The sequence below is a fragment of the Exiguobacterium sp. s131 genome (assembly GCF_018617345.1).
Taxonomy (GTDB): Bacteria; Bacillota; Bacilli; order Exiguobacteriales; family Exiguobacteriaceae; genus Exiguobacterium; species Exiguobacterium profundum.
In genome coordinates, this window is sequence record NZ_JACSJX010000001.1 from 1,186,663 (window position 1) to 1,201,253 (window position 14,591).

General features: G+C 48.1%; 17 protein-coding genes and 1 riboswitch. Of the genes, 10 read left to right on the forward strand and 7 right to left on the reverse strand.

The features are described from left to right. The first annotated feature begins 7 nt into the window (after positions 1-7). Positions 8-1,069: a dual-specificity RNA methyltransferase RlmN gene (gene rlmN / locus KNO69_RS06160; RefSeq protein ID WP_031423599.1), complete on the forward strand. Its 1,062-nt coding sequence runs from the start codon at positions 8-10 to the stop codon at positions 1,067-1,069. A 494-nt stretch (positions 1,070-1,563) separates the two neighbouring features. Here rlmN and KNO69_RS06165 read toward each other — a convergent pair whose 3' ends face one another. Continuing rightward, positions 1,564-1,878 (reverse strand): hypothetical protein, encoded by a 315-nt coding sequence (locus KNO69_RS06165; protein WP_214816756.1) that lies wholly within the window; start codon positions 1,876-1,878, stop codon positions 1,564-1,566. A gap of 850 nt (positions 1,879-2,728) precedes the next feature. Then, complete coding sequence (locus KNO69_RS06170) at positions 2,729-3,217, reverse strand: class I SAM-dependent methyltransferase (protein WP_251124873.1); 489 nt, start codon at positions 3,215-3,217, stop codon at positions 2,729-2,731. A gap of 259 nt (positions 3,218-3,476) precedes the next feature. Between KNO69_RS06170 and KNO69_RS06175 the strand changes: the two genes are divergently transcribed. The 7 genes from KNO69_RS06175 to KNO69_RS06205 all read left to right on the forward strand — a co-directional run bounded on the left by KNO69_RS06175 (position 3,477) and on the right by KNO69_RS06205 (position 9,403). Further along, positions 3,477-4,358 (forward strand): SMP-30/gluconolactonase/LRE family protein, encoded by an 882-nt coding sequence (locus KNO69_RS06175; RefSeq protein ID WP_214816759.1) that lies wholly within the window; start codon positions 3,477-3,479, stop codon positions 4,356-4,358. A 12-nt stretch (positions 4,359-4,370) separates the two neighbouring features. Then, the gene (locus KNO69_RS06180; RefSeq protein WP_012726390.1) at positions 4,371-4,637 is read left to right on the forward strand and encodes a hypothetical protein; all 267 of its coding nucleotides are present in this window, start codon (positions 4,371-4,373) and stop codon (positions 4,635-4,637) included. Positions 4,638-4,750: 113 nt separating this feature from the next. Further along, positions 4,751-5,950 carry a GTP-binding protein gene (locus KNO69_RS06185; RefSeq protein WP_214816762.1) on the forward strand — a complete coding sequence of 400 codons (1,200 nt, stop codon included), beginning with the start codon at positions 4,751-4,753 and terminating at the stop codon, positions 5,948-5,950. 59 nt (positions 5,951-6,009) lie between these two features. Beyond that, a riboswitch (TPP riboswitch) is annotated at positions 6,010-6,110 on the forward strand. An 82-nt stretch (positions 6,111-6,192) separates the two neighbouring features. After that, positions 6,193-6,783 (forward strand): YkoF family thiamine/hydroxymethylpyrimidine-binding protein, encoded by a 591-nt coding sequence (locus KNO69_RS06190; protein ID WP_012726388.1) that lies wholly within the window; start codon positions 6,193-6,195, stop codon positions 6,781-6,783. Next, positions 6,776-7,351 (forward strand): ECF transporter S component, encoded by a 576-nt coding sequence (locus tag KNO69_RS06195; RefSeq protein WP_012726387.1) that lies wholly within the window; start codon positions 6,776-6,778, stop codon positions 7,349-7,351. Before KNO69_RS06190 ends, KNO69_RS06195 begins: the two co-directional genes overlap by 8 nt. Continuing rightward, complete coding sequence (locus tag KNO69_RS06200) at positions 7,317-8,687, forward strand: ABC transporter ATP-binding protein (RefSeq protein ID WP_251124926.1); 1,371 nt, start codon at positions 7,317-7,319, stop codon at positions 8,685-8,687. The genes KNO69_RS06195 and KNO69_RS06200 overlap by 35 nt, the downstream gene beginning before the upstream one ends. After that, entirely contained in the window at positions 8,669-9,403 is a 735-nt protein-coding gene (locus tag KNO69_RS06205) for an energy-coupling factor transporter transmembrane component T family protein (RefSeq protein ID WP_214816767.1), read from the forward strand. The genes KNO69_RS06200 and KNO69_RS06205 overlap by 19 nt, the downstream gene beginning before the upstream one ends. A gap of 9 nt (positions 9,404-9,412) precedes the next feature. On the opposite strand, the gene KNO69_RS06210 is transcribed toward KNO69_RS06205, so the two are convergent. After that, complete coding sequence (locus tag KNO69_RS06210; RefSeq protein WP_012726384.1) at positions 9,413-10,000, reverse strand: DUF1643 domain-containing protein; 588 nt, start codon at positions 9,998-10,000, stop codon at positions 9,413-9,415. 28 nt (positions 10,001-10,028) lie between these two features. Further along, the gene (locus tag KNO69_RS06215; protein WP_251124927.1) at positions 10,029-10,712 is read right to left on the reverse strand and encodes a lytic transglycosylase domain-containing protein; all 684 of its coding nucleotides are present in this window, start codon (positions 10,710-10,712) and stop codon (positions 10,029-10,031) included. A gap of 86 nt (positions 10,713-10,798) precedes the next feature. Between KNO69_RS06215 and KNO69_RS06220 the strand changes: the two genes are divergently transcribed. Continuing rightward, on the forward strand, positions 10,799-11,494 hold the full coding sequence (locus KNO69_RS06220) for a CPBP family intramembrane glutamic endopeptidase (RefSeq protein WP_214816774.1): 696 nt from the start codon (positions 10,799-10,801) through the stop codon (positions 11,492-11,494). Here KNO69_RS06220 and KNO69_RS06225 read toward each other — a convergent pair. After that, positions 11,427-12,350 (reverse strand): alpha/beta hydrolase, encoded by a 924-nt coding sequence (locus KNO69_RS06225; protein WP_214816777.1) that lies wholly within the window; start codon positions 12,348-12,350, stop codon positions 11,427-11,429. The genes KNO69_RS06220 and KNO69_RS06225 overlap by 68 nt on opposite strands. 181 nt (positions 12,351-12,531) lie before the next feature. On the opposite strand from KNO69_RS06225, the gene KNO69_RS06230 reads away from it, so the two are divergent. Beyond that, the gene (locus KNO69_RS06230; protein ID WP_214690863.1) at positions 12,532-12,939 is read left to right on the forward strand and encodes a hypothetical protein; all 408 of its coding nucleotides are present in this window, start codon (positions 12,532-12,534) and stop codon (positions 12,937-12,939) included. Here the strand turns inward: KNO69_RS06230 and KNO69_RS06235 are convergent. Both KNO69_RS06235 and KNO69_RS06240 read right to left on the reverse strand, forming a co-directional pair. Further along, a complete protein-coding gene (locus KNO69_RS06235) occupies positions 12,890-13,567 on the reverse strand; it encodes an ABC transporter ATP-binding protein (RefSeq protein WP_214816779.1) in 678 nt (225 codons plus the stop codon). The two genes, KNO69_RS06230 and KNO69_RS06235, sit on opposite strands and share 50 nt — an antisense overlap. Then, positions 13,564-14,577, reverse strand: coding sequence for an ABC transporter permease (locus KNO69_RS06240; RefSeq protein WP_214816781.1), 1,014 nt, complete (start codon positions 14,575-14,577; stop codon positions 13,564-13,566). Before KNO69_RS06240 ends, KNO69_RS06235 begins: the two co-directional genes overlap by 4 nt. Between the last annotated feature and the right edge of the window lie 14 nt (positions 14,578-14,591).

Sequence of the window (14,591 nt, forward strand, 5' to 3'; positions counted from 1 at the left end):
GATTACAATGAAATCATCTATATACGGGTTGACGTTCGATCAACTCACAAACGAGTGTACGGAAGCGGGATACGGTGCCTTCCACGCACGTCAAGTTTGGGACTCGCTCTACATCGACCGGGTCAAATCGATGGACGACCTCAACGTACGTGATGAGGTGCGTGATTACTTAACAGAGAAATATGTCATCTCAACACAAGAACTGTTCGTCAAACAAGAAGCTGGCGACGGGACGGTCAAATTCTTACTTAAATTACATGACGGGCACTACATCGAGACGGTGCTCATGCGTCACAAATACGGACGTTCGGTCTGTGTGACGACTCAGGTCGGTTGTAACATCGGCTGTAGCTTCTGTGCGAGCGGCTTGTTGAAAAAGACGCGTGACTTGACGGCGGGTGAGGTCGTCGAGCAGATCATGACCGTCCAACACTTCCTCGATGAAGAGGGTGAAGGGGACCGCGTCAGCCATATCGTCGTCATGGGAATCGGTGAACCGTTCGATAACTTCGACAACTTGGTCGACTTCTTGCGTGTCGTCAAAGATGAGCGTGGACTTGCGATCGCTCCGCGTAAAATCAACGTGTCGACAAGTGGTCTCGCGGATAAGATCTACAAGTTTGCGGACCTCGACTTACGCATCAACTTGGCGCTCTCTCTACATGCGCCAAACGATGAATTACGTACACGCATCATGAAAATCAACCGGGCGTTCCCGCTTGATAAACTCATGCCGTCGATTCGCTATTACGTCGAGAAGACGAACAAACGAATCACCTTCGAGTATATCCTGCTCTCGAAAGTGAACGATTTGCCGGAACATGCGGAAGAACTCGCTGACTTGATTGAAGACATCAAAGACAAGTCGTACGTCAACTTGATTCCATATAACCCGGTCAACGAGCACATCCAATATGAACGAAGCACGCCTGAAGACATCATGGCGTTCTACGACATCTTGAAAAAGCGTGGCGTCAACACTGGTGTCCGTCTTGAGCACGGGACAGACATTGATGCGGCATGCGGACAACTCCGCAGTAAGCATATGAACGTAGAAGGCGCGAAGTAAAAAATGGCCTCTCCGGGAGATTGACCTGAACCCTGAATGATAGACACTTGATAAAAAGTGCTCATTCAGGGTTTTTGACGTTTCCCTTTTTGGTGGAGCACGGTCGTGGCAAGTCGATTCGTTTCGAATAAATCTAATGATAGATGGTGGAGAAGACAATTTGTTCCGGCGACTAGCTCGCCCTCAGCTTCCCGATAATCGCCCGGAGCGTCTTGTCGTCGAGCTTCGTCGTTGCGTCACAATTGGCCTTCAACTTCTCGTAGCGGCCCCGTCTTGAGATGGACCGGATGGACATTCCGAGCTCCAGATAGGTCTCTACTTCACAAGTTTTATTGTGGTAAGGTGGTGTGGCTCATGAGATTTCCTACGTCTGAATATTTGTGTGATAACTTCATTCGACACAAGGAAAGCGTCAAGGTTTTTTGTGTTCACTTTTGAGTGTTGCACTTAATTATATAATTCATCATAATTATATAATTCATCATAAGTAAAACCTAACCCCACCACATGGCAACGACAAAGAATGACCAACTAACAGCAAACGGTGCCGAAATAAATCCAATCATGATAAATCCCTGATACTGTATATAGTTAGAGTCTTTTATCTTAAAAACTATACGAAACATCAAGAACATGATGAAACTTAACAAATATAATATCCATCCTAAGATGGTCAACCCTGTAAGATAGTAAATCGGATAGGTCTCAACAACGTGATCACTTAAAAAGTAGGCGATCCCTTGACCAAAAACACACAATATTGTTGCTGTTAAAAGGCTGATAACCAATAAAAAGTAAGGATTCTTCATTCACTTTCCTCCTTTATGTTTCTTCCTATTTTTTACCCGATACAGTATGAAATCTAGAGTTAGACCGTAAAACAAGCCGATTATCACTCGAAGAAGATAGCCTCCCCACAAAATTTCGTCAGCTGATTCATCAAATATAAAACTTCGAAATGTTTCACTGTAAACCATATGATATAGGATTGGATCTAATCCGAAGAAAAAGAATAATAGGCCTTTATCATCCTGGTCGGTAAAATTCAAATAACAAACAAATATAGAGACTAACACAATCCAAAAACTAAATGTTTTAATCATTTTCATGGAAATACCCCTTCTCATTTCAATATGTACCGCTTTAGTGTAATTTTACACCATAGTTGTAATTTTACCAATGCCAAATATTATGAAAAACCTTTTGTATAATCACTAACAATTTTCCATAATGATGATCTAATTCATCTCAATGGCACTTTCATTAGACAATCAGTAATTTATGAAGAATAAGTGTTTATCTCTGTATTGTGGTTAAGAAAGATAACATTCATTCCTATTCAATTTATAAAATGAGAAACTAGATATTTTCTTGATAAGTAGATAATTTTCAATTGGTATTGTGAGCGGTTCAGAGCGCCGAAAATTCGCCATTGTCGTATAACATCACATCTATATGACTGAGAAGGATACGTGATAAAAGACTAGACTTCTTTGCTTTGTGACACTCCTATACAGCATTGTTTTCAGTAACGAACATAAACAACGGAATACAAGAAAAGATGACCCCGGAACAATACCGGAGCCATCTGATTGCCGTATAGAATTCGAGTTACTCAGTCCATAAAACTGGGCTCGTTTAAACGAAGAGGCCATTCGTTTACCGTTTTTGCCCGACATATTGAATCACAGCGGATTCGCCGTGATGGAGCGTGCCTTCTTCTCGCCAGACGACCGTCTCATGTAAGACGAGCGGTACGAAATCGTCCTCTAGTTGGTGGAACATCTCTTCGGTGTAAAGAAGTGAGGCGTCGTTTGGTCCACCTGTCCCGTAAGCGAGTTGATGTGTAGCGTAGACTTCACTCAGGAACAAACCACCAGGTCGAAGCGTTTGTTGGATATCCGAAAACACCTTTTCTCTGACGTGTGGAGGAAAGTGGCCAAAGATACAGATGACCATGTCATACGCCTCGTTTGGCCAATCGGCTTCATTCAAGTCGATCTGTTTCGTCTGAATGGACACGTTTCGTGACGTCGACAAGCGCTTCGCTTTGTCGAGCCCTACTATAGAAGCGTCCCACATCTCGACTTTAAAGCCGAGCGTGGCGAGCCATACCGCGTTTCGACCTTCGCCCACCGCGATGGCCAATACACGTTTTCTTTAAGGTTGATGAGACGTGACCCATTCGTGTAAAAATTCGTTTGGCTCTGTACCATACACATACTCTTCCGAACTAAATCGTTCATCCCATTTCGACAAGCCATTCACTCCCTCGCTACGTTTCTTTCACCATAGCAAAACGAACGGACGACGGTGAAAATCCAACACGATTTTCTGGATTCATGCATAGACCCAATGCGAGAGGGGAATAGATTTCTGAACTAATGGATAGAGTGGAGGCTAAGTGATGGAGAAAGTAGATGCGTCGTTGTGGATTCGTGTACGAAATACGCTTGGTGAAGGTCCGTGTTGGGATGCCGAGCTGAAGCGGTTTTATTGGGTAGATATCGAAGGCCATACATTGTGGTGGTATGACGAACGTGAGGATGAAATCTCGTCGTTTGAAGTCGGGAAACAAGTCGGTTTCGTCATTCCGAAAGTAACGGATGGCGTTGTCCTTGGTTTGAAGGACGGCATTTATGAGTGGGATGAGATCAATCGGGACTTGAAGAAGATTGTCGAGTTGGATGATCCGGACGGTCAATTGCGGTTCAATGACGGAAAAGCCGATCCATACGGTCGAATCTTCGCCGGAACACTTCATCTCGAAGACAAAGAGAATCAAGCGACATTGTATCGTGTCGATCGGGATGGTACGACGACGACACTCATGGATGAGCTCACACTTTCGAACGGGTTGACGTGGTCTCCTGACCATTCCGTTTTTAATCATATCGATACACCGACTGAAACGATTCGCCAATATGATTTCGATTTGAAGGCGGGTACGTTATCAAATGGAAAGGTCGTCATCGATTTCGCGGACGAGGATGGCTTCCCAGACGGTATGACATCAGATACGGAAGGATGTTTATGGATTGCGCATTACGCCGGAAGCAAAGTATCTCGCTGGAATCCATCAACCGGTGAAAAGCTGTTAGAAGTTCACGTTCCTGCACCGAATGTCACATCCTGCGCCTTCATCGGGGATGGGCTCAATCGATTGGCCATCACGACGGCTCGTGAGGGGATGGATGAGGAAGCGTTAGCCGAATATCCGGATGCTGGATCGGTATTTATCATCGATACAGAGGTGAAAGGGATGCCGCTTTATCGTTTTGGGCGTTGAGGAGGACATGCAATGGTGAAACGACTGTTAGTTCGAGCGGGTATTGGGTTGGCAGTTGCGGCAGCGGTCAAGATGGGAATTCAAAAGTTGCAAGAAAATCGAGCGCGGGAAGAAGATCATTCTTATCTCGACCCAAAATGGGACGAGGTGCCGAGTGTCGATTCTGACAAGGACGAGGATGAGGTCGGGTTGACACAACTCGACTCCATCTATCGGGCAGAGTGGCAAGCGAACGCCTATCCCCGCTCGGAAGCAGAACGAAAAGCGTTGGAAGAATAAAAGCATGTTTTTCAAAACACGTCCGTGTGGCGTGTTTTTTTTGTTGACAAATCGAATCAGTCGTTTGAATATATAAAGAGTAATGATTACGATTTAATGGGAGGTTCATCAATATGAAACGAATTCCAATTACAGTACTCTCGGGTTATCTTGGTAGCGGAAAGACGACACTGCTCAACCACATCTTACATAACCGGGAAGATAAAAAATATGCGGTCATCGTGAACGATATGAGCGAGTTAAACATTGATGAGAAATTGATTGAACAGGGTGGTTTCTCCCGTACCGATGAAAAATTAGTCGAACTCTCGAACGGGTGCATCTGTTGTACCCTACGTGAGGATTTGCTGACAGCGGTATATGAGTTGACAAAGGATCGTGACCTCGATGGCATCATCATCGAGTCTTCTGGGATTTCAGAGCCGATTCCCGTTGCGCAGACGTTCACGTATGCCGATGATGCGCTCGGAATCGATTTGACGAGCCGTGTCTATATCGATGCGATGGTCACTGTCGTCGATGCGTACCGCTTCTTCGAAGATTTCAATTCTGGTGAATCGCTCATGGAACGTCAACAAGCCGTCGATACAGGAGATGTCCGTGAAGTCGTCGACCTACTCGTCGACCAAGTCGAATTTGCGGATATCATCGTGTTGAATAAGGCAGACCGGGTGTCTGAAGCGGAACTGCAGGAGATGAAGGGGCTACTTAAGACACTCAACCCGAGCGCGCGATTATTGACTTCAACATACTCCGACGTAGCGTTAGACGATCTACTCGACGTCCAGTTGTTCGATTTCGATCAGGCGATGCGTGCGGCGGGATGGATTCAAGAACTTGAGGCAGAAGAACATACGCCGGAAACGGAGGAGTATGGCATCAGCTCGTTCGTCTACCGTCGTCGTCGACCGTTCCACCCTGAGCGCTTGATGAATTGGATGGAGCACTATCCTGAAGAAATCGTCCGTGCCAAAGGCTTCTTGTGGATCGCGTCACGGAACGACCTTGCCTGTCTCTTTTCCCAGGCCGGATACGCATCGACGCTCGAACATGCCGGTCGTTGGTTAGCGACCCTTCCGGAGAGTGAACGAGAGGCCATGTTCGCCTCAGAACCTGAACTGCGTGAAGATTACATCGAGCCGTACGGAGACCGACAGAACGAATTGGTTCTTATCGGTCAACGGATGGACCGGGAGGCGGTCGAGCAATCACTTGACGCCTGCTTGTTGACGGATGAGGAGATGGTAGCGGAGTGGGATTCGTTCCATGACCCACTTCCTGGTACTGGCCAACTCGTCACCTATTCAGATTGACCGTTTACAAACTGACGAAACATCGCTATACTGTGACTGCATAAGTAACCGCATATCAATGACTGCACTAGGGGTGCTTCGGCTGAGATGTGAGCATGGCTCCGATCCCTTATAACTCGATCCAGGTAATACTGGCGTGAGGAAGTGCGGCACTTTCTCTATGCAAGTTTGTATAGATTTTGTTGCTGCATTCTCATGAATGCGGCTTTTTTTATGCAAACACATATAGAGGGGGAGACAAGATGAATGAATCATGTGGCACGAGTCCGATTGTCGGATTTCGCTTCACGCTTAGCCCGATGACAGATGACTTTGTCGGGACGATCAAAGGGGCATTGAAAGGAACGAATATGACGGGTGTGTGGCGACATACTGATGACGTGTCGACCGTGATCCGAGGTCGCGCCGAGCACGTGTTCGACGTCGCACGGACCGTCTTAAGCCTGGCTTCGGAGGAAGGACGCCATGTCTCGATGAGCGGAACCTTCTCTGTCGGATGTCCGGGAGATTCGGCAGGGGATGAGGTGCTCGAGGCACCACCACAACCACTGAATGGAATTTCAAGAGAACAGTATGTCTCGTCACAGTTCGCGCTTTATCCGATGGGGGCGGAGAACTATATGGATCTCATCTATGATGAAATCGAGCAAGCGAAACAGGCGGGTGTCTATAATGACTCCATGCACTACGCGTCAGGCATTCATGGGAACTTGGATGATGTGTTCTCGTATTACGAGTCGGCGTTCAACCGGACACGCGAGAAGAATCGACACGTCGTCATGACGGTGACGTTCAGTGTGAACAGTCCGTCACATGGAGGACAACATGCTTAAATCGTGGAAATTGAAAGAGGTCGTCCTCGTCTCCGTATTGTCTGTCGTCTTTGCCGTCGTCTACTTATTGTTTGTTCATATCGGGAACTTATGGGCAGGGTTGATTGGACCGATCGCCTATGAATGGATCTTCGGTATCTGGTTCATCGTGTCAATCATCTCGGCGTATATCATTCGGAAGCCAGGTGCGGCCTTCATCTCGGAAGTGATGGCAGCGACGATTGAAATGTTGATTGGAAATGCGATCGGACCGCGTATCATCTTGGTCGGCATCGTCCAAGGTCTTGGGGCGGAAGCTGTCTTTGCGATGACAGGCTATCGTCGATACGAGCTTTGGGTTCTCATGCTTGCTGGATTTGGCTCGGCCGTCACGAGTTTCGTGTACACTTACTTCATGAGCGGATTTGCGATGCTTGAACCAGGATATGTAGCGACGATGTTCGGGCTGCGGGCGGTCAGTGGCATGGTCATCGCAGGAATCGGTGGGAAGTTGCTCAGTGACCTGTTGCTCAAGACGGGGTCGCTTCGTGGCTATGCGATCGCTCGGAGTGGGAACGTTCATGGTTGAGACAGAATCGCTTTCATTCCGATTCCCAGAAAGTCAAGACACCATCTTAAAAGATGTGTCACTATCCATAAAACCTGGACGCACGATTTTGACAGGAGCGAGCGGAAGCGGGAAGTCGACCCTGCTCGCGCTGTTAAATCGTCTCTATCCAGAGAATTGTGATGGAATCCTGGTAGGCAGACTCGAACTACTGGGACGCTCACACGACGACTACGCACCAGGCGAGATCAATCAGCGGGTCGGGACGGTATTCCAAGACCCAGACACGCAGTTCGTGATGGAACGGGTGGAAGAGGAACTCGTCTTCACACTCGAAAATTTGCGGACGCCGGTCGAGGTCATCGATCAGCGCGTGACGGAGATTCTCGAGTCACTCCAACTGACCGATTACCGAAATCGTCACATCGATTCCTTGTCAGGAGGGGAGAAACAGCGGATCGCCGTCGCTTGCGCCATGGTCGGACAACCGGAATGGTTGCTTCTCGATGAGCCGTTGACACACCTTGATCCAGTGACCGCGAATCGATTTGTCGACTGGCTCGATCACTTAGACAACGTGAACGTCATCGTTGTCGAACATCGCGCACACTTGTGGGGAGACTTTTTTGATTGGCACATCGAACTCGACCAAGGACGGATTGTACGGAACGAACCGTTTCAGCCGGTCGATGATTTTTCATTCAAACCGTCGACTGAGCCACGACAAGCAATCGAGCATTACGTGGTAGACGAGGTGGTGCGTGACTCATTTCGATTACAAGGGGTGACCCTAAAAGCTCGGATCGGAGAAGTGATTGCCATATTGGGACCAAATGGGAGTGGAAAGTCGACGTTTTTACGAAGTTTGACGGAGTGTGACCGCCGGGTCGGACTCGTCCCCCAATCTCCGGAACACTTATTTTTCATGAACTCGGTCGAGCAAGAGCTACAGTTTGGTCATGAGGAATCGATTGATGTCGTATTGGATGAGCTAACCCTCGAGGACAAACGAGTCCTCCATCCATTGTCACTCAGTCATGGACAGAAGCGACGACTCGCCGTCGGGATTCAGTTACTCTCAAACAAACAGTTGCTTGCCTTCGATGAACCGACGGCTGGCCAAGATGAACCGTCACTCCATGCACTAGAGATTTTGATGAAGCGGCATGCGGAAAAGGGACAGACGATCTTGTTCGTGACCCATGACTTATCGTTCGCCAATATCGCCCATACGTTCTATTTGATGAAGGACGGGGAACTCTCAGGACCATTCGGAGATGAGCTCTGGCAGGACACGGAGAGACTTCGTCATTATCGACTCACGGGAGGTCGAAAGCGATGTCACTCCATGATATGAATCCGACGATCAAGTTTGTGACGATGACGATCATCATGTTCGGTCTTGCCTTGTTTTATAACCCGTGGACCCCGCTCGTCATCATCGTCGGTACGTTGACGATTCAATTGCTGGCGACGGACGTGTCCTGGAAGAAGTGGAGCCTGTTCTTGACCCCATTTCTCGTCACGGCGCTCGGGACGTTTTGGACGACGCTCGTGTTTGGGAAGGAGCTCGGGGGAGAGACGTGGGTGACGCTTCTCGGTCAAGATATCTCAAAAGAAGAGGCGCGCGTCGCTACGTCTCTTAGCCTCCGTGTATTGGCGTTCACCGTACTGTCGCTCCTCTTCATGTTGACGACCGATTCGAAACGTTTCGTCATGAGTTTGATGCAACAGGCGAGGCTTTCACCGACGATTGCCTATAGCGCGCTCGTTGGATTCCGCTTCCTTCCGTTAATGCAACGGGAGATGTATCAGCTTCAATACGCGCATCGTCTTCGCGGCGTTCCGCTCGATACGAAATGGGAACGGATTCGACATGTACCGAAACTCCTTCTTCCACTGTTGGCAGGTTCGATCCGACGGGCGGAACGGGTCGCCTTCTCCATGGAGGCGAGAGGTTTCACAAGTGGAAAACGGACCGTCTATGAGCGGATTGACATCAAACCGTCGGATTACATATGGTCCGGTATATTCTTCATACTGTTCGGTCTTTCCATTTGGATTGGCATATGAAAAGACGACTCACGGAGAGTCGTCTTTTTTCGTTTCTTTCACGATGCGAAACTTCGGTTTGACCGATTCGTTGTTGAACGCCTCGAGAACGGTATTCTCGTTTGCCATTCGAATCTGTTGTGGCTCGCCTTTTGCTGTCGTACCGATGCAATACATGTTCGCTTCATAATCCGCAAAGAGCGATTTGTAAGATGTCGCGTGGTGCATCAAGCGACCTGGAGACCCCCAACCGACGATAATCATCCCGCCGCTTGCTTCTACCTCTTGTAACGTCTCTTCGACGTAATGGTAGTTCGTCTCATCGAGTTGAGACTCCACGTATGGAAGGTTGTCATTGATGGCGAGTGTCGGGACGAGACTGATGACCCGCATTTCTCGAATCGGTTGTGACAAATGATTTTGCATCAACATATAAGCACGCTGTGTCGTCGTGCCAGACAAAAAGGCATCGCTCATCCGCGGCGAGTAAATAATGACGGCGCAGATGACGCCATCCTCTACATCGGTGAACTCATACGTTCGCATATAGCGTTTCGTTTTATCTTCATTGAAGATTGATTTGACGCGGATGGTTACTTCTTCTACATGCGTGTTCATTTCCATTCCTCACTTTTTCATGTAAGCATCAGCCGAGCGATTTAAACCACTCGACATATCGAATCGTGTAATAAGCAACTCGTTGACTAAGCGTATTGCGCTCATCAGGCATTAACGTCACGCTTGATTCATAGTTCTCGAAGTACGTCATGACATCATTGACATATTGCTCACTTCGATTGTATTCGAAGATAGCGTTTCGGACGGATGTGACTGAATCTGTCTTTTTTCCACCGTGTTCACTTAAATAATACGCCGCCGTGTGCGCAGAATCAACTAGACTGTGTGGGTCAGCTTTTCCATCGCCGTTCCCGTCGCGACCGAGTCCGCCATACTGTTCAATCAAGGCAAGGTCCGTCAAATCCACTTCGTCTTCTGGGACATCGCCTTTTTGGTCATCGGTATCATATTCCCAACCGAGCCAAGTACGGGGCATGAATTGAAAAGGTCCAATCGCGCCGACAGACGAACGCATCGACGAACTGTGTGAGAAGATGGTCTCTACACGGTGAACGGCTGCCAGTAGGCGCCAGTCCACGTCATATGTTTCAGCAGCGTCTTGATAGACGGCCAGATGCGTGTTCGGAACACCGTTCTCTCCATAATAGGTTCGATACAATCCATTGTTCACTTTATCATGTTGACCGAGCCAGCCGACTGCCCCGAGCAAAAGCACGAGCACAATAATGAAACCGGTCAGTCGCAGCATCATACGTTTCAAGATACCGCCTCCTAGCTTTTAGACAATACCCGAATAGTGTAGCATATAGCTAAGAGGAAGGACAGGAGTGGATATGGATGCTTGAACGTTTGATTTTTACAGCCATTATCGGCTACATGCTGATCGTTCAAATCTTCAATGCCAAATTGATTCGTCCCTTGATTGAAACGAGAGGACGGGCATGGGTATACGAACAAACCGTGAAATCGGCATGGGGGCTGACCTTGTTGATTGTTGCCCTCATCTTTTTATTTCAAGTACCGCCATCAGAAGTCGGATTGAGGTTCGAACCAGAAGCGGGGAACGAACAGGCATGGCAAGTCTTTTACTTGTCATGCATCCTGGTCACCGTGGCGCTCGTCTTTTATCTGTTGGTAAAAACTTCAGCACGTCTCCGAAATGTGTTACGCCCTTACTATGAGCTCGATTTAGAGAAGCTGCTCCTCCCTCGGACAAAACCTGAGGAACAAGCGTGGGGTGCCGTCTCGGTCACTGCAGGCGTGACCGAGGAATTCATTTTCAGAGGAGTCCTGCTATACACGATCTCCCTCTATATAGAGGTCCCGGATTTGACTCTCGCCTTAATCGGGGGCGCCCTTTTCGGTGTGGCCCATGCCTATCAAGGGATAAAGGGAGTCTTCACGACAGGGATCGTTGGATTCGGACTAGGTATCCTATATTTAGGGATGGGTGTCCTTTGGCCGGTCATGGTGTTACATGTGCTACTTGATTTAATTGCCGGTCCAATCCATGTCGATGCAAAAAGCGAGTGACCGCCTCCTCATACCCAGGAGCGTCCTTGATCATGCAATCGGTATGTTCTGCGCCATCAATCAATACCAAGTCGTTCTTCCGGTTCAATGCATTCATTTCGACCGACATCCACGTCGGGACGAAATCATCTTTTGAACCATGTACGAATAGGATTGGGGTCGTCGTTTCCGTGACGGCCTTTTTCGGTTGGACTTGTCTCATCGTGAACCCGGCACGAGACCAAAGGAAATAGTCGATTCCCGGTAAAATGAGCTCAGCTGGGATATGGTGTAACTCTTTCAATTGATAACGCATCAATTGTTTCATATCGTCAAACGGACATTCTGCGATGACGAAGTCGACGTTCGTGAGCGGAGTCGTCTGCAAGACGGTGGCCGCTCCCATCGAGACGCCGTGAAGCCCGACTTGATCGACTGTTTCCTCTGTCTTCAACCAGTCCACCCAGTCGATCATATCGACTTTTTCATGGAAACCATATGAGGCATAAATTCCTTCGGACTCCCCATGTGAACGTAAATCGACGGCAAGCAGGTTAAAGCCGAGACGATGGAACATGGCGAGGTGAGGGGCCATAAAACTATGTGATGCGGTATATCCATGTACGAACACAATCCATTTTGTTGACCCCTCATTCCGATAGATACGCCCGTAGAGGCGGTACTCATCACGAGATTGAATCGAGACATGCTCGAACGGTACGTCATGATAAAAGTTGCGATCTTCGTCCGTATATGGAGCGAGTAACATCTCCGGAGTCTTTCGTTTGCCCCGCGTCATTCGTTTGAAGGCATAGTAGCTGACCGCGTAGTAGCCTGTGAAAAGTGATGCCAATCCAATTTTCCATTTTCGTTGCATTAATACCGACTCCTTTCAACGTTATTGTACCCGAAACGAATCGATACGGTCCTGTTTTCTTACATAAGGAGAGGGCATACAGAACATAATCGTGTGAATATCAGGAATCAAGGCACATGGAAAGACATGATTTTGAACGATACGATGGAGTGACAACAGCAGGAGGGTGGGGGGCATCTACATGGAGAGGTCAGAGATCTATCGGATGATACAAATGGTGTTGAGCGACAGAAAGGGGATGCTTGAACGGGGAGTAACGTTCTCGTGGACGATTGAAGGAGATGAACGAATCATCGGACTCGTATTTGATGTTATTCTCGACCGTTATTTTCTATATAACCAAACAAGCCTCCTCACCGAGGTACAAGAGATTGCGCGTCTAGTCGAATGTCGACCAGAGGAAATCGTTCGCGCACTCTCCTGTCTTTCGGGGATTCGACTCGAATCGAATCATATCATCGAACGATTGATGAGTATCGAAGAGGCGACCATTTCAGAGAACGGATCAATCCTTGTTGCCATTCGCCTTGGAGGATGGCTCACTCATCAATTGCATCAAATTGGTCGTGATGCCCTTCTTCCTTGTTGAGCTCGGTCAAGGTACCGTCAATCACACGAAGGACGCGATCACACACATCGAGCATGCGTTCATCATGTGTGATGACGACGACACGTCTCCCTTCTTCATGCGCTTGTTTGGCCAATAACTCCATCACACGGCGTCCATTCTCATAATCAAGACTCGCCGTCGGTTCATCTGCCAAAATGAGTTGCGGGGAGTTGATCAAGGCACGTGCGACGGCGACACGTTGCTTTTCACCTCCCGACAATGTCGACGGGAGATGATGCAGGCGGTGTCCTAAGCCGAGGTCGGTCAATAGTTGTTTCGCATCCATCTGTCTCTTCTCCTGAATCAGCTCAAGTTGCTCGAGCACCGTCAAGTAGGGAATCAGGTGGGCCTGCTGAAACACGAACCCGACTTCATGTAGGCGTAACAGACGACGTTGTTCCTCATCTAATTCGAATACATCGCGTTCGTTCATCATAAATGCTCCTTGATCTGGTTTTCGCAATAGACCGAGGATGTATAACAATGTACTCTTCCCGCTACCACTCGGACCGACGATGGCAACGCATTCCCCTGGCGATACATGTAACTCGATGTCATTCAATACGAGCTGACCGTCAAACTGATGTGATACATGGCTTAACCTCATGATGCTTTTCCTCCTATGATTTCAATTGCGTCGACTTGACGTAGTTTCCATAACGGTAACAACGCGCCAAGAACAGATAAGAAAATGAACATGGACCCGAATAGCGCGACATGACCGAAGTCGACGAGAAACGGTAACGATGATGGAATCAACGCATCGACGACGTACATGAACCCGATCGATGTGGCAACTGCGGCAGATACGATGACGATGACCTGAAAGAGCAGTGCCCGTCCGATGATGCGAGGAGAGAGACCGATTGCCTTCAGAATTCCGAGTTCAGGTAACTTTTGAAGCGTGAACAAATAAAAGAATGCGGTCAAAATAAACGTTCCGATCACGAGTAGAAAAGCACGCATCATCGTGAATGTGCTTTGCTCGGCACTATATCCAGGAACCGACTCAATCAAATCTTGTTGACTCATGACGAGCGGATTGGACATCGTGGATTCCGTTCCAATCTCAGCCGATACATATGGACGTTGTTCGGAGTGATCCAAATAATCGAACCACGTCTCATTCGTCGTGTAAATCACCGGTCCATGACTGTAGCGCCCAGGCGCCTCACCGGCGATCGTAAAACGATATTCGGACGCAAAGTCTGTCAACGTGTCACCTGTTCCAAGCTGTTCTGAGAGACTTGGGTCAAACAAGACTTCACCTGTTTCTAGATAAGTACCTGGGCCAATATTACTTCCACTTGGAAGGGCGAATAGCGTGACCTCTTCTTTTTTTCCATCAATCGTGACCGTGAGCTGTCGGACGCTCATCGTTTCGTTTGAAGTATCCGCTGTGACGTCTATAAACGATCGTGTCAATTGACCTTCTGAGTCCGGATCAAGTTGATACGTCTTAGCATTCAATTCGTGCAAGGCAGAACCGTTATCATATGCGAGACCGTCTGCTAGCCCTGTGATGAGTGTCGTCAACATGACAATCAATAATGTGATCACGAACAACATGGAAAACTTTCTTTTCTGTCTCCACATCTCTTTCCAACCTAACTGCATAAAAAAACCTCCTT

Excerpts from the sequence above, each read along its gene's own strand:
- rlmN (WP_031423599.1), top strand. The coding sequence starts at position 8 with ATGAAATCATCTATATACGGGTTGACGTTCGATCAACTCACAAACGAG.
- KNO69_RS06165 (WP_214816756.1), bottom strand. The coding sequence starts at position 1,878 with ATGAAGAATCCTTACTTTTTATTGGTTATCAGCCTTTTAACAGCAACA.
- KNO69_RS06175 (WP_214816759.1), top strand. The coding sequence starts at position 3,477 with ATGGAGAAAGTAGATGCGTCGTTGTGGATTCGTGTACGAAATACGCTT.
- KNO69_RS06180 (WP_012726390.1), top strand. The coding sequence starts at position 4,371 with ATGGTGAAACGACTGTTAGTTCGAGCGGGTATTGGGTTGGCAGTTGCG.
- KNO69_RS06185 (WP_214816762.1), top strand. The coding sequence starts at position 4,751 with ATGAAACGAATTCCAATTACAGTACTCTCGGGTTATCTTGGTAGCGGA.
- KNO69_RS06190 (WP_012726388.1), top strand. The coding sequence starts at position 6,193 with ATGAATGAATCATGTGGCACGAGTCCGATTGTCGGATTTCGCTTCACG.
- KNO69_RS06195 (WP_012726387.1), top strand. The coding sequence starts at position 6,776 with ATGCTTAAATCGTGGAAATTGAAAGAGGTCGTCCTCGTCTCCGTATTG.
- KNO69_RS06200 (WP_251124926.1), top strand. The coding sequence starts at position 7,317 with ATGCGATCGCTCGGAGTGGGAACGTTCATGGTTGAGACAGAATCGCTT.
- KNO69_RS06205 (WP_214816767.1), top strand. The coding sequence starts at position 8,669 with ATGTCACTCCATGATATGAATCCGACGATCAAGTTTGTGACGATGACG.
- KNO69_RS06210 (WP_012726384.1), bottom strand. The coding sequence starts at position 10,000 with ATGAACACGCATGTAGAAGAAGTAACCATCCGCGTCAAATCAATCTTC.
- KNO69_RS06215 (WP_251124927.1), bottom strand. The coding sequence starts at position 10,712 with ATGATGCTGCGACTGACCGGTTTCATTATTGTGCTCGTGCTTTTGCTC.
- KNO69_RS06220 (WP_214816774.1), top strand. The coding sequence starts at position 10,799 with ATGCTTGAACGTTTGATTTTTACAGCCATTATCGGCTACATGCTGATC.
- KNO69_RS06225 (WP_214816777.1), bottom strand. The coding sequence starts at position 12,350 with ATGCAACGAAAATGGAAAATTGGATTGGCATCACTTTTCACAGGCTAC.
- KNO69_RS06230 (WP_214690863.1), top strand. The coding sequence starts at position 12,532 with ATGGAGAGGTCAGAGATCTATCGGATGATACAAATGGTGTTGAGCGAC.
- KNO69_RS06235 (WP_214816779.1), bottom strand. The coding sequence starts at position 13,567 with ATGAGGTTAAGCCATGTATCACATCAGTTTGACGGTCAGCTCGTATTG.
- KNO69_RS06240 (WP_214816781.1), bottom strand. The coding sequence starts at position 14,577 with ATGCAGTTAGGTTGGAAAGAGATGTGGAGACAGAAAAGAAAGTTTTCC.